Genomic DNA, 13,256 nt, shown 5'->3' on the forward strand with positions numbered 1-13,256 from the left:
CGGAGCGCGACGAGGGAGAGCATCTCGTAGGCGAGGTTCGCCGCGAGGAAGGCAGTCTGGTCCGCCGGGTCGTAGGCGGGGATGACCTCGACGACATCGAAGCCGACGAAGTCGATGCCCGTCAGCCCGCGGACGATGGCGAGCCCGTCATGGGCGGACAGGCCGCCGGGTTCAGGGGTGCCGGTCCCGGGCGCGAAGGCCGGATCGATGACGTCGATGTCGAAGCTGATGAAGGCCGGCCGCTCGCCGACGCGCTCCCGGATCCGCGCTGCGACGGCCGCCGCGCCCATCGCGAGCACCTCCTCGGTCGTGAGGTAGTCGAGGCCGAGCTCGCTCCGCAGGGCGGTCCAGTCGTCGCGCTCATAGAGCGATCCGCGGAGGCCCACCTCGATCGAGTGCTCGACGTCGACGAGCCCCTCCTCGATCGCCCGCCGCATCCACGTGCCGTGGTTGTAGCGCTCGCCGAAGTAGCTGTCCCAGGCGTCCGTGTGGGCGTCGAAGTCGATGACCGCCACGGGCCCCCGTGAGCGCGTCGCGCGGAGATGGGGGAGCGTGCAGGCGTGGTCCCCGCCGATGAGGAGCGGCACGACGCCGGCCTCCACGATCGGGCCGACCGCCGCCTCGATCGCGGCGTAGCTGCGCTCGGTGTAGCCGGGCACGATCGCCACGTCGCCGTAGTCGACGCAGGAGAGGACCGCGAACGGCTTGACGTCGAGGTTCGCGTTGTACGGCCGCAGCATGACCGAGGCGGCCCGCACCGCGTTCGGTCCGAAGCGGCCACCGACGCGGTACGTCACCCCCGTGTCGAACGGCACGCCCAGCACCGCGAGATCGACGTCGTCGAGCGTCCGCACGTACGGCAGGCGGGCGAACGTGGCCGGTCCGGTGAACCGCGGCGAGTGGAGCGAATCCTCGGGGACGTAGCGGGGCATCGACGATGGTCCTTCCGCGCGGCCGCTACATCGACTCGGGCGCCGAGATCCCGAGGAGGCCGAGCGCATTCGCGAGCGTGACCCGCGTGGCCTCCACGAGCGCGAGTCGCATCGCCGAGCGCTCGGGCGCTGCGGCATCCACCACCCGCGCGTCCCGGTAGAACGCATGGAACGCCGTCGCGAGCTCGGTCGCGTAGGCGGTGACCCCGAGCGTCTCCTTCGCTGCCGCGGCGTCCTCCACGACTTCCGGCAGCCGGACGACGATCCGGGCGAGCCCCGCCTCCGGGTCGGCCTCCAGGCCGCCGGTCACCGTCGCCGCGGGCGCCAGTCCGGCCTCGACGGCCTTGCGGAGGATCGACGCGATCCGGGCATGGGCGTACTGGACGTAGTAGACCGGGTTGTCGGACGACTGCTTCTTCGCCAGCTCGATGTCCAGGTCGATCCCGGTCGTGTGGGCCCGCGAGCCGAAGTACCAGCGCGCGGCGTCCACCCCGATCTCCTCGAGCAGCTCGTCGAGGGTGATGAACTCGCCCGAACGCTTGCTCATCGAGACCTCCGTCCCGTCCCGCACGAAGCGCACCCAGGCGATGAGGAGCATCTCGACCGCGGCTCCCTCGTGGCCCATCGCCACGGCAGCGTTCCGGAGCCGGGCCACCGTACCGTGGTGATCGGCCCCCCAGACATACACGAGGTGATCGAAACCCCGGCTGAACTTCTCCGTCACGTACCCGAGGTCGGAGCCGAAGTACGTGATGTCCCCGCTCGATTTGCGGATGACCCGATCCTTGTCGTCACCGAACGCCGTGGAGCGGAACCACAGTGCCCCGCCCTCCTCGTACAGGTGACCGCCGGCGCGGAGCCGCTCGATCGCCCGGTCCACCCAACCCTCGCGGTGGAGCGAGCCCTCGCTCCTCCAGACGTCGAAGCGGACGCCGAGCCGCCCGAGAGAGGCCTCGATGCCCGCCCGCACGGTCTCCGACGCCCAGAGCCCGACGATCCAGTCGCGATCCGCGCCCGCCATCGTCGCCTGCGCCCAGACCGCAGCAGGCAGGTCGCGGGCGAGATCGGCGACATAGGCCCCCCTGTACCCCTCCTCCGGTTGCGGCTCGTCCGCGCGCCGCGCCGCGACGCTCGAGCCGAGCTGCCGGATCTGGGTCCCGAAGTCATTGAAGTAGTACTCGCGGGTCACCGTGTGGCCGCCCGCCTCGAGGACCCGGCAGAGAAGGTCGCCGACGAACGCTCCGCGGGCGTTCCCGACGTGGAGCGGACCGGTCGGGTTGGCGGACACGAACTCCACGTTCACTCGCTGCGGCTGCGAGGCGGCCACGCGGCCCCATGTCCCGGGAGCGGCGAGGACGCCGTCGATCGCCGCCTCGAGCGCCCGATCGGCAAGTCGGAGGTTGAGAAAGCCGGGAGCGGCGACCTCGACGGTCGCGATGGGACTGCCGGAGCTCGGGTCGGCAGCGTCCGCGGCGATCCCCTCCGCGAGGACCGCGGCGATCGCGAGCGGCGCCATCCGGTACGGGCGGGCGAGCCGCATCGCGAGGTTCGTCGCGAGGTCGCCATGCTCCGGGTTCGCCGGCCGCTCGATCTCGATGGTCGAGTCGGGCACCTCGCCGCCGAGCGCGGGCAGGCGGCCGCTCGACCGAGCGTCTGCCCAGGCGCGCGCCACCGCGTCGCGGACGAGCGTGCGGACCGGGCGATCGATCGGGCGGATCACGGGCCGCCATGGTAGCCGGTCGGAGGCCCCCGCTGCCCCGGTCAGATCGTCAGGCGATCGCCCGGCCAGACGAAGCGGACCTCGCCGCCGAACACGTCCCGCACCGTCTGGGCCGTCTCCTCCGGATCGAACCCCATGAGCAGGTGCGTGAGGAGGACTCGACCGGCGCCCGTGGCAGCCGCCAGGCGGCCAACCTGCGGGCCGTCGAGGTGCTGGGCTCCGGCCGGGACAGGGCCCGGACCGAACGACACCTCCGCGAGGAGCGTGTCGCCCGGACGGATCAGGGGCACGAGGTCGTCCGCCCGACCGCAGTCGCCCGAGTACACCAGCCCGGTCCCGGACTCGGCTCCGACCGAGACGCGGAAGGCGTAGCTATCGTCCGTGTGGGTCACCCGCCGGGCCTCGACCGTGAATCCGTCGACCGTCGGGATCCCCTCCTCGAGCGCCTCGATGTCGAGCGCCGCGGCGGCGAAGCCGGGCTCGCCATGGAGCGCATCCAGTCGCTCGCCGAGGGCCGGCGGACCGATGACGCGAACCCGCCGCGGTGGCACGAGCTGGTAGCGGAGGTAGTGGCGGAGCGGCACGAGGTCGACGAAGTGATCCGGGTGGAGATGGCTGATCACGACCGCCCCGAGCGACGACGGCTCCACCGCCGCCGCGAGGCGGGGAAACGACCCCTGGCCGAAGTCGAGGAGGAGGGCGCTCCCGGCCGCCCGGAGGAGGTATGCCGCGCCCGTCGCCCCGGGTCGATCCGTGTAGGCCGGCCCGGCACCTGCGACGACCAGGTCGATCGGCGATCGTGCGGTCATCCGGTCAGCGTCCCCATCCGGAGCCGGCCTGGCAGCGGGATGTGACGCGCCGCCGGCCCACGGCGGAAGGTCAGGCCCGAGAATCCCGCCTCTGCCGCGACGCGATAGCCCTCCTCGAGGCCGTAGGCGAACCAGTCCGGTCGGTGGGCATCCGAGCCAGCCGTGACCGCCGTCCCCCCGAGCTCCCGGAACCGCGTCACGACCCACGGTGCGGGATACGTCTCGCGCGGCGACTGGCGGAGGCCGCTCGTGTTCACCTCGAGCGCGGTGCCGCTCTCGATCAGCGCGCGGAGGACCGGCTCGTACAGCTCCGCGGCCGCGGCGAAGGCCGCCGGGGGGATGAGCGGGGCGACGTACCGCTTCACGTAGTCCAGGTGGCCGAGGGTATCGAAGAGCCCGCTCCGCGCCGCCGCCTCGACCTCGTCGAAGTACGGGGTGATCGCCTCGGCGATCGATCTCCCGCTGACGAACGAGCGGACCCGATCGGCCCGGTAGGGCGAGTCGTCGCCGACATGGACCGAGCCGATCGTGTAGTCGTAGCGATGGGCGGTGAGGTGGGTCCGGATCTCCGCCTCGTAGCGGCGCTCGTACGTGAGCTCGCAGCCGAAGCGGATCGTCACGCCGTGTCCCGCCCATCGATCGGCCGCCGCACGGACGGACCGTTCGCGTGCCTCGTACGTCGCGTACGAGTAGGCGGGGGCGCGGGGATCGAAGTCGACGTGGTCCGTGATCGCGATCTCGGCGATGTGCCGCTCGGCCGCCGCCGCACCGTAGACGTCGATGGGGACGTCGCTGTCCGGCGACAGGTCGGTGTGGAGGTGGCTGTCGAGCGGCAGATCGCGGGCCTGTTCGACGGGCTCGATCATCCCTCCCTCATCCGCCGATGAGGCCGATCTCACGACCCACCCGCTCGAACGCGCCGAGGGCTGTGTCGAGCATGGTGTCCGTGTGGACGGCGGTGACGATGGTCCGGATCCGGGCCTTGTCGAGGGGGACGGTCGGGTAGACGACCGGCTGGGCGAAGACGCCCTCCTCGAGGAGTCGGTCGCTGAAACGGCCGGCGGTCGCCGCATCGCCCATCATGACCGGGGTGATCGGCGTCTCGGAGGCGCCGGTGTCGAAGCCGAGCCGGCCGAGCTCGCCCTTGAAGCGGCGGGTGTTCGCCCACAGCCGGTCGATGAGCTCGGGCTCGTCCTCCATGACCCGGATCGCCTCGCGGCATGCGCCGGCGACGGCAGGCGGCTGCGACGTCGAGAAGAGGAAGGGCCGGGCACGCTGGATGAGGATGTCGCGGAGGGCGCGCGGGCCGGCGACGTAGCCGCCGAGGACACCGATCGCCTTGCTGAGGGTCCCGACCTGGATCGCCACGCGACCGTGGAGTCCGAAGTGGTCCACCGTGCCCCGCCCGTCGCGACCGAGGACGCCGGAGGCATGGGCGTCGTCGACGAAGACGGCCGCCCCGAACTCCTCGGCTGCCTCGACGATGGCGGGCAACGGCGCGATGTCGCCGTCCATGCTGAACACGCCGTCCGTGACGACGAGGATGAGCCGGTGCGGTGCGCCGCCGGGCCCGCCCTCGCGGCGCGCCTCGGCGAGGATCGCGCGGAGCGCTGCGACGTCCCGGTGCGGGTAGATCTTCCGTGGCGCCCGCGACAGTCGCATCCCGTCGATGATCGAGGCGTGGTTGAGTGCGTCCGAGACGATCAGATCGTGCTCACCGGTGATGGTCGGGATGACTCCGGTATTCGCCGTGAACCCGGACTGGAAGGTGAGGACCGCCTCCGTCTGCTTGAACGCGGCGAGGGCCGCTTCGAGATCCTCGTGGAGGGTCATGGTGCCGGCGATCGTGCGTACGGCGCCGCTCCCGGCGCCGTAGTCCCGGACGGCGGCGAGCGCGGCGGCCCGGACCCGCGGGTGGTGGGTGAGGCCGAGGTAGTCGTTCGACGAGAAGCTGATGCAGCGTCGCTCGTCGACGCTGACGATCGGCCCCTGGGCCGAGCTCATCACCCGCAGCGGCCGGTAGAGCCGCTGGCGGCGGATCTCCTCGAGCTCCTCGTCGAGGAAGGCGAGCGGGTCGAGCCCGGTCATCGGGAGCGGTTCTCGGGATCCGCCGCCCGCATCACGCGGCTCCCGGCAGGAGGACGATCTTGCCGGCGTGCCCGGCGGCGAGGAGCTCGAACGCGTCGGCGAAGCGGTCGAGGGGCATCGTGTGGGTGACGATCGGCGACAGGTCGAGGCCCTGGGCGAGGAGGGCCTGGGTCCGGTACCACGTCTCGAACATCTTCCGCCCGGTGATGCCGTAGACGCGGATGCCCTTGAAGATGACGTCGTCGCTCAGGTCGAGGGTGATGGGACGGGACGGGATGCCGAGGAGCGAGACCCGACCACCGTTCGTCACGGCGGCGAATCCCTGGCGGATCGCGCTCTCCGCGCCGCTCATCTCGAGCACGATGTCGACACCGACGCCGCCGGTCGCCTCGTGGAGCCGGGCGGCCACGTCTTCATGCGCATCGATGACCTCATCGGCGCCGAGGGCCATCGCCATCGCGAGCCGCTCGGGGTTGATGTCCGTGGCGAAGACCCGCGCCGCACCGGCGAGATCCGCGATCGCGACCGCCATGAGGCCGATCGGCCCGCAGCCGAGGACGACGACGGTCTGGCCGGCGATCTCCTCGGTGAAGGCGGCGTGGACCGCGTTGCCCATCGGCTCCTGGATGGCCGCGATCTCCGGCCGGAGGCCCTCGGACGGCCAGGCGTTGTGGGCCGGCAGGACGACGTATTCGGCGAATGCGCCGTCGATGTCGATGCCGAGGATCCGGAGGTTCGCGCAGACGTGTTCGCGGCCGGTGCGGCACTGGTAGCAGCTGCCGTCCACGAGGTGCGTCTCCGCGGCGACGAGCGTGCCGAGCGGGATCGCGAGCCGGCCGAGGAGTCCGGGTCCGTGGGCGACGACGCGCCCGGCCATCTCGTGGCCGAAGATCCGCGGCAGGCCACCGCCGAGGCGGTTCTCCGCCCAGTCGTCCCAGCGATAGATGTGGAGGTCCGTACCGCACAGGCTTGCTGCCTCGACCCGGATGAGGAGCTCGCCCGGACCGGGCGTGGGGACCGCAACGGTCCGCAGCTCGGCGCCGGCCGCGGCCGTCGTCTTGACGAGCGCACGCATCGTCGCCGGGATCGACCCGCTCACCGGATCTCAGCGGCCGGCGGCCGCCGCCTCCTCGGCCACGACCGGATTGTCCGTGCCGCCGATCCCGCCGACCTCGACACGCACGCGGTCGCCCGGTTCGAGGAAGATCGGCGGGTCCCGATAGACCCCCACGCCACCCGGCGTCCCGGTCGCGACGATGTCACCCGGCTCGAGGGTGATCGTGGCAGTGATGAACTCGATGAGCTGCGGGATCTTCCAGATCATGTCGCGGGTGTTCCCGTCCTGCATGAGGAAGGGTCGTCCTGCCTCCGGACCACTGCCTCGCGTGAGCCAGCCGCGGATGGGGAGCTGGTCGGGTACCGGGACCTCGTCGCGCGTCACGAGGATGGCGCTCATCGGGAGGAACGTGTCCGAGCCCTTCGCGCGGAGCCACTGGCCGTCGCCGACCTCGCCCTCGTGGAGAGCCGCCTTCACGCCCTGCCAGTCGCGCGCGGAGACATCGTTCACGACGACGTAACCGGCGACGTGGTCGAACGCCTCGGCTGCCGGCACACGCCGTGCCCGCCGGCCGATGACCACGCCGAGCTCGGCCTCGAAGTCGAGGGCGTGGCAGCCCGCCGGCCGGACGATCGCACCGCCGTCCTCGACGACGGCACTGGTGAACTTCGCGAAGAGCATCGGCCGCGGTGGCGTCTGGCGCCCGCCTTCCGCGACGTGCTCCGGGTAGTTGCGGCCGACACAGACGATCTTCTCCGGGGTCTGGATCGCCGCCGCCGGCGCGAACGACTCGACGGGTCGACCCTCGGCACCGGCTTCGAGCGCCCGGGCGAGGGCGTCCGCCAGTCGCTCCTGCCAGCGCTCCGACTCGAGGAGCCAGTACGTGTCGAGGAGCGCGTCCGTGTGATCGAACCCGCCCGCGTCCCGAAGCTCGGGCGCCGTGATCGCCCGGTCACCGACCACGACGGCGAACGATCGCGAGCCGGTCTCCGGGTCGCGGTGGCTGAGGATGCGCATCGCCGGTCGAGCTCAGCTCGGACTCGGGCTGACCGGCGAAGGCAGAGGCGGCGGATTGCTCGGTGCCGCGCATTGCAGCTCCGGGTTGTACAGCTCGCCGTACTGCTTGAAGAACGCGAGCAGCTGGCCCGTGTCCAGGTTGTCCTGAAGCAGGATCCGATCCCAGACGACCGCCGCGAACTTCGTCGAGATCTGGTCGAAGCGGGCGACGACGGGGCCGATCTGGCCCGGCGGCACGCCGCAGACCGGACTCTTCGGGAACGTCGAGATCGAGGCGAAGTCCTTGAGCTTCTGGAGCGTCGCGGCGTCCGGGCAGCCGCCCTTGCACGAGTAGAGGACGACCATCGCGCCGTGCTCGAGATTGTGGATCCAGCCCTCCGGCAGGGCGGTCTCGTCGGGGCTGTAGAAGCGCGCCTGGATGGGACCCTGGCCGGCCGCGTTGTAGTGGTTCCCGGACGCAGGCGGGCAATAGGCGTACGTCTGCGGACTGCCGACGTTGACGTGGCCGCGGCCCATATCCGGCTGCGACTGGCCGATCTGGGGGCTCGTCCCGGGCGCCGCGGAGGCGGACGGCGCGGGTGTCGAGAGTGTCGTGCAGGCGTACGCCGGCTGGCTCGCGCCGAGGAAGAGGAAGGCGGCCGCGATGACGACGACCGCCGAGATCCCGCCGATGACGACCTGCTGACGGTGTCGCTCGAGGAACGATCGGTCGCGGTACGCGGTCCGGGGTCGTTCCCGGCGCCCGGCCCGGGCGGTCCCGGCCGGGCTCGTGGATCGGTGGGCGGCGTCGCGACCGGTGCCGGCCGTACCGGACCCGGCGCCTCCGGATCCGGCCGCCGGCCCGCCCCCCGTACCGGGTGGGTTCGCTGCGGCCGCCTTATCTCCGGGCGAGCCACTCGCCGATGTGCCGTGCGGGGGGATCCGGCCGGCCCGCGAGGGCCGGCGACTGCTCTTGCTCAACTGGTCAGCCTCTGCTGTCGATTGGGGTCAGGGGCGGTGTCGCCCGCGCTGTCGCCGAGAGCGTACCCTCCCGGGAGCGATCCGTGCCGAACGGTCATGGCTCGCTGAGCCAGGCCCGGACGCTCGGTCGGGTCAGGCCCCCGAGCAGAGCGGCCGCGAGAAGGGCGACGAGCGCGGTGAAGAGAACGCCGAGCGGACCCGCGGCGAACGTGAACCAGGCGAGCGGAACGGCAGGGATGGTGAGCGTCGCCAGTCCGAGCGCGAGGCCGCGGCTGGCCTCTTTCCGCTGGATGACGAGCGTCGTCGTGAAGATGGTGTAGGCGAGGAGGGCCATGACCACGACACCAAGCGGGCTCACCGGCGCGGAGATCGCCTCATCCACGACGAAGCGGAGGGAGAGCCCGATAAGGCCGAGGATCGCGAGCGCGTAGCCGAGGAAGAGGCGCACGCCGGCGGGCATTCGGCTCGGGATCGCGGGTGTCGCCATGACCGCGATTCTGCCACGACGCGATCGGGACCGGCCTCGGGTTCGGCCCGGCCCGCGTCGGACCCGCTCGCCGACGGTCCCCGGGTCGCCCGTATACTCGCGGTCTCGTGGCAGATCTCCCATTCGATCTCGGCGACGGACTGGCCGCCCGGCTCGCGCTCGCGTTCGACCGGGAGGAGAAGATCGTCCGTGCTCTCGAGGCGCTCGGACCGATCGCCGGGCGCGACCTCCTCGTCGTCGATCCGGCCGGCGGCGTTCGCCGCACGCAGCTCGCCGAGCGAGGGGCGCGGATCGTGGATGCGGTGCCCGGCGGACTCGCGGCGCATGCCCCCGCGAGCACGGACGTCATCGTCGGATTCTGGAGCGCGTTCCGGGCGCCGGGCGAGGACGAGTTCGCCGAGGCGGAACGGGTGCTCCGCCCCGATGGTCGACTCCTCGTCGTCCACGACTATGGCCGTGACGACGTATCCCGGCTGGCAGGCGATCGACCCGAGTACGGGTCGTGGAGCCGTCGCGACGGATGGTTCCTCCGGTCCGGATTCCGCATCCGCGTCATCCACTGCTTCTGGACCTTCGAGTCCGCCGAGGAGGCGCGGGATTTCCTCGAGGCCGCGTTCGGCGAGGTCGGGGCGACGGTCGCGGATTCGCTGCGGCGGCCGCGTCTCTCGTACAACGTCGCGATCTACCACCGGACGCGCGGCGAGCACCCGGCGGCAGCATCCCAGGGCATGGCGGACCGGCCCCGGCGACCCGCGACGGTCGGCTGACCCAGGCGCCGTGAACGACCGCTTCCAGGTCTCGAGACGGAACCCCGACGGGAGCCGCGGACGCGGCATCACCGGAAGCCGTCGGGTGGGCCGGATCGGCCGGGTGGAGCTGACGCCGACGAGGGCGATCCTCACGATCGCCGTCGCAGGCTCGGTCGGCTTCGTGGCATACACGTTCACGATCCGCGACGCGAATCAGATCCCGCTCCTCGCCGCGGGGTTCGCCGTCCTCGGGATCGTCTTCTCGGCACTCGCGATCATCGGCGCCACGGAAACGTATCGATCGGCGACGGAGGGCCGCACGGCGCGGGCGCTCGGCGTCGCGATCCTCGGCGGGCTCGCGGCGGTCGTCGCGTTCGCCTGCTTCGCCGGAGCCATCGTCGGAGCGCTCGTCGCCCGGACGTGAACAACCGTCGTGGCCGTCCTCGGGATCGATCCGCCGGCCGCGGACATACCCTCTGCTAGACTCCCGCCGTCGAGCGCACCCGACGGCCCCATCGTCTAGAGGCCTAGGACGCCACCCTTTCAAGGTGGAGATCAGGGGTTCGAATCCCCTTGGGGCTACCAGCCGTCCTTCGAAGATGGGTCGTGCCGGCGGGCGGCATCGATGACCGCGTCCGGGAGCACTGCCGCGGCGAGGGCGGACAGCACGTCGTCCTCGTCCGCTGCCGGGGGTCAGTTCTCCGTCGGGAGGTGGACGTAGGCCGACTGGATCCCGACACGGCCCGGACCCGTGAACCGGTTGAAGATGAGGTTGCCGGCTCCGCCGAAGATCCCGGTCTTGAGGCCGTAGACCTGTTGCTGCATCGGCACGTTGCCGTCGCGGTAAATCCAGCCGCCGGCTTCGACGTCGATCGACTCGCCCGGATCGAGGACCTTCTCGAAGACGTTCCCGTAGCCGTGCAGCCAGACGATCCCCTCCGACCCACGCGCCTCGAAGCGGTCAATGAAGAAGCCCGTCCCCCCGAACAGCATGTTCGAGACGCCCTTGACCCGGTTGAACGTGAAATCGACGTTGGCAGTCGCGGCGACGAACTGGTGCTCACGGACGAGGATCACCTGGCCCGGCTGCAGGTGCATCGAGAGGACGTGGCCCGGGTCGTCACGCGAGAAGGCGACTTCACCCGGACTCTGGGTCTCGGTCATGAACACCGGCATGCCCGCGATGACCCGCTTGAAGGCCCCCTGGAGGTGGTGCATCCCGATCTGCATCGCCGGGTCCTTCCAGAGGATGACGTGATGCTCGAAGAAGATCGGCGTGCTGCCGTCCGTCCGGATGTGGAGGACCGGCACGAGCTCGCCCTCGATCCGGTAGATGAGTCCCGGCCCCCGGCCCTCGTCGATCTTCGTCGGCAGGATCGTCGGCGGGGTCGGCATGGTGGGCCTCCTTCGGTCCTCACGCGCCGGGGCAGCGCGTCGAACGACCGCCCCGAGGATAGCGAGGCGATGACACCATGGCTTGTTCGTGGGTGGCTGGCGGACGCTCGTCGACTGCGGACTCGTGCCCGAAACCTGGTCGGCCCCCCTGCGAGCCCGCTGGAAGCAGCCACCCCGCCGAACCCGCACGGTGCCGGATGATCGTGAGCCAGACTATCGTCGGTGGTCCCCGCAGGTAGGGTCGGTCGGACAATCCGCACGCGGTTCACGAGGGTGGACAGTTCGACTCGCCGTCCTCATCCGGGTGCCGCTCGGCGCGCGGAGTCGAACGGCAGGCGGTCGAAGATGATCCGCATGTGGGTGATCCGGCCGTCCCTGACGGTGAGGCACTCCGCGCCCGGGGCGTCCATGACAGGCACGGTGTCGGCGTCATACATGAGGACCGCCGTCTGATCGTCACCGAAGGCGGCGATCAGGTTCGAACTCGTGAGGATCTCGACGAACGGGCCCATGAAGCCCCGGAACGCCTCGGCGCCGTCCAGCCGTCCCGCCGGTGCCAGGCAGACGATGTCCTCGGCGATGTACGTCATGGCCCGCTCGAAGTCGTGACTCGTCCAGGCGCGGTGGTACGCCAGCGCTGTCTCCAGGGCCGCGCTGCTGTTCTCGATCATGGCCGTTCCCTCCTCGCGATGGTCGGTGATGGTTGTTGGGACACCGCCAGCCCGACGAACGGAACGGCGCCTCGCGGATTCTGCGATCGGGCTCGAAGCGACGGCAGCCGGCTGGCGTGCCACGATGTGTCGATGAGCCGATCCACGCTTGACCGTGCGCGAGCGGGAGACGAGCAGGCTTTTCGAGAGCTCACCGACCCGCACCTTCGTGAGCTACACCTGCACTGCTACCGGATGCTCGGTTCGCTGAGTGATGCCGAGGACCTCCTGCAGGAAACACTGATCGCGGCGTGGCGCGGCCTGGACGGGTTCGCGGGTCATGCGTCGCTGCGGGCCTGGCTGTACCGCATCGCCACCAACCGCTGCCTCAACGCGATCCGTGACACCAGGCGGCGGCCGCCCACCGAGCCGGTACCGCCGTTCGATCCGTCCGAACCCTCGCGCCGCGGCGAGGTGACCTGGCTGCAGCCGTATCCGGATGCCTGGCTCGAACAGCTCGCCGACAAGAGGCCGGGGCCCGCGGCGCGCCATGAGGCTCGCGAAACGGTCGAGCTGGCGTTCATCGTAGCGCTGCAGCGGCTTCCACCGCGGCAGGCGGCCGCACTCCTCCTCTGTGACGTGCTCGGATTCGCCACTGCCGAAGCAGCGGTCATGCTCGACACCAGCCCCACCGCGGTCAAGGGTGTTCTGCAACGCGCTCGCGCATCTCTCGCGGGGTGCCGGAGCACGGCCGGTGAGGGTGCCGCCCCAGACCCCGGCTCTCCTGAGGCACGGGACCTCGCGCGACGCTTCGCCAACGCCTTCACCGCGGACGACATCGACGGCGTCGTCGCCCTGCTCACCGACGACGCCTGGCTGGCCATGCCACCGGCGCCCCACGAGTATCACGGTCGCGAGGCGATCGCGACCTTCCTGCGGACGAGCGCAACGTGGCGCGGGCGCCGCCGCTTCCGATTCGTGCCCACAGGGGCCAACACCCAGCCTGCCTTCGGCTGCTATCTCACCGAGTCCGACGGGTCGACCGCGCATCCCACCGGCGTCCTCGTCCTCACCATCTCCGGTAACCGGATCAGCGCCGTCACGCGCTTCCTCGACGAGGACCTGAATTCCTCGTTCGGGCTGCCCGCCACGCTCGACTGAGGGGCACGGACAGCCAGCGGCAGGGTGCTCGGTGTGGCTGGCAGGCTGGTTTCGCGACCGTCCGAATACTCCGGCTTTCCGCCGCGAAGCCAAGGTGATCAACCTCGCGAGCGCCCGACGCGCCGGGGCGTGATCATCGGCCTGCGGTGCGGCGGGACCGCAGCAGCGGCCGCCGGGCCGCTATCCTCGGCGCAGATGGAGACCCCTGACCCGCCGCGCCGATGACGCCCT

At 71.2% G+C, this 13,256-nt stretch carries 14 protein-coding genes and 1 tRNA gene; 4 read left to right on the top strand and 11 right to left on the bottom strand.

The window, feature by feature from the left end; genetic code table 11:
- The 9 genes from speB to IVW53_14880 all read right to left on the bottom strand — a co-directional run.
- Positions 1-932, bottom strand: a 932-nt coding sequence (gene speB, locus IVW53_14840) for an agmatinase (GenBank protein ID MBF6606842.1), incomplete at its 3' end; no start/stop codon positions are given.
- Positions 933-957: 25 nt separating this feature from the next.
- Positions 958-2,652, bottom strand: coding sequence for an arginine--tRNA ligase (locus IVW53_14845; protein MBF6606843.1), 1,695 nt, complete (start codon positions 2,650-2,652; stop codon positions 958-960).
- Positions 2,653-2,693: 41 nt separating this feature from the next.
- Positions 2,694-3,461 carry an MBL fold metallo-hydrolase gene (locus IVW53_14850; protein MBF6606844.1) on the bottom strand — a complete coding sequence of 256 codons (768 nt, stop codon included), beginning with the start codon at positions 3,459-3,461 and terminating at the stop codon, positions 2,694-2,696.
- On the bottom strand, positions 3,458-4,327 hold the full coding sequence (locus IVW53_14855) for a histidinol-phosphatase HisJ family protein (GenBank protein MBF6606845.1): 870 nt from the start codon (positions 4,325-4,327) through the stop codon (positions 3,458-3,460). Before IVW53_14855 ends, IVW53_14850 begins: the two co-directional genes overlap by 4 nt.
- A 7-nt stretch (positions 4,328-4,334) precedes the next feature.
- Positions 4,335-5,549 (bottom strand): glycine C-acetyltransferase, encoded by a 1,215-nt coding sequence (locus IVW53_14860; protein ID MBF6606846.1) that lies wholly within the window; start codon positions 5,547-5,549, stop codon positions 4,335-4,337.
- Between the two features lie 31 nt (positions 5,550-5,580).
- Positions 5,581-6,624 (bottom strand): L-threonine 3-dehydrogenase, encoded by a 1,044-nt coding sequence (gene tdh / locus IVW53_14865; GenBank protein ID MBF6606847.1) that lies wholly within the window; start codon positions 6,622-6,624, stop codon positions 5,581-5,583.
- Positions 6,625-6,654: 30 nt separating this feature from the next.
- Entirely contained in the window at positions 6,655-7,623 is a 969-nt protein-coding gene (locus IVW53_14870; GenBank protein ID MBF6606848.1) for a fumarylacetoacetate hydrolase family protein, read from the bottom strand.
- Positions 7,624-7,635: 12 nt separating this feature from the next.
- Positions 7,636-8,583: a DUF3105 domain-containing protein gene (locus tag IVW53_14875; GenBank protein MBF6606849.1), complete on the bottom strand. Its 948-nt coding sequence runs from the start codon at positions 8,581-8,583 to the stop codon at positions 7,636-7,638.
- Between the two features lie 94 nt (positions 8,584-8,677).
- On the bottom strand, positions 8,678-9,070 hold the full coding sequence (locus IVW53_14880; GenBank protein MBF6606850.1) for a hypothetical protein: 393 nt from the start codon (positions 9,068-9,070) through the stop codon (positions 8,678-8,680).
- A 107-nt stretch (positions 9,071-9,177) separates the two neighbouring features.
- Between IVW53_14880 and IVW53_14885 the strand changes: the two genes are divergently transcribed.
- From IVW53_14885 to IVW53_14895, 3 genes are all read left to right on the top strand, one after another.
- Positions 9,178-9,837, top strand: coding sequence for a hypothetical protein (locus IVW53_14885; GenBank protein ID MBF6606851.1), 660 nt, complete (start codon positions 9,178-9,180; stop codon positions 9,835-9,837).
- 10 nt (positions 9,838-9,847) lie between these two features.
- Positions 9,848-10,243 (top strand): hypothetical protein, encoded by a 396-nt coding sequence (locus tag IVW53_14890; protein ID MBF6606852.1) that lies wholly within the window; start codon positions 9,848-9,850, stop codon positions 10,241-10,243.
- A gap of 84 nt (positions 10,244-10,327) precedes the next feature.
- Positions 10,328-10,404: transfer RNA gene (locus IVW53_14895), tRNA-Glu, on the top strand.
- A 108-nt stretch (positions 10,405-10,512) separates the two neighbouring features.
- Here IVW53_14895 and IVW53_14900 read toward each other — a convergent pair.
- A complete protein-coding gene (locus tag IVW53_14900; protein MBF6606853.1) occupies positions 10,513-11,214 on the bottom strand; it encodes an AIM24 family protein in 702 nt (233 codons plus the stop codon).
- A 296-nt stretch (positions 11,215-11,510) separates the two neighbouring features.
- Complete coding sequence (locus IVW53_14905; protein ID MBF6606854.1) at positions 11,511-11,885, bottom strand: nuclear transport factor 2 family protein; 375 nt, start codon at positions 11,883-11,885, stop codon at positions 11,511-11,513.
- 132 nt (positions 11,886-12,017) lie between these two features.
- Here IVW53_14905 and IVW53_14910 point away from each other — a divergent pair, with 132 nt between their 5' ends.
- Positions 12,018-13,025, top strand: coding sequence for a sigma-70 family RNA polymerase sigma factor (locus IVW53_14910; protein ID MBF6606855.1), 1,008 nt, complete (start codon positions 12,018-12,020; stop codon positions 13,023-13,025).
- Positions 13,026-13,256: the final 231 nt, after the last annotated feature.

The sequence above is a fragment of the Chloroflexota bacterium genome (assembly GCA_015478725.1).
Classification (GTDB): domain Bacteria; phylum Chloroflexota; class Limnocylindria; order Limnocylindrales; family CSP1-4; genus C-114.

Coding starts and splice junctions, on each gene's coding strand:
- IVW53_14850 (MBF6606844.1), bottom strand. CDS start 3,461: ATGACCGCACGATCGCCGATCGACCTGGTCGTCGCAGGTGCCGGGCCG.
- IVW53_14855 (MBF6606845.1), bottom strand. CDS start 4,327: ATGATCGAGCCCGTCGAACAGGCCCGCGATCTGCCGCTCGACAGCCAC.
- IVW53_14860 (MBF6606846.1), bottom strand. CDS start 5,549: ATGACCGGGCTCGACCCGCTCGCCTTCCTCGACGAGGAGCTCGAGGAG.
- tdh (MBF6606847.1), bottom strand. CDS start 6,624: ATGCGTGCGCTCGTCAAGACGACGGCCGCGGCCGGCGCCGAGCTGCGG.
- IVW53_14870 (MBF6606848.1), bottom strand. CDS start 7,623: ATGCGCATCCTCAGCCACCGCGACCCGGAGACCGGCTCGCGATCGTTC.
- IVW53_14880 (MBF6606850.1), bottom strand. CDS start 9,070: ATGGCGACACCCGCGATCCCGAGCCGAATGCCCGCCGGCGTGCGCCTC.
- IVW53_14900 (MBF6606853.1), bottom strand. CDS start 11,214: ATGCCGACCCCGCCGACGATCCTGCCGACGAAGATCGACGAGGGCCGG.
- IVW53_14905 (MBF6606854.1), bottom strand. CDS start 11,885: ATGATCGAGAACAGCAGCGCGGCCCTGGAGACAGCGCTGGCGTACCAC.
- IVW53_14910 (MBF6606855.1), top strand. CDS start 12,018: ATGAGCCGATCCACGCTTGACCGTGCGCGAGCGGGAGACGAGCAGGCT.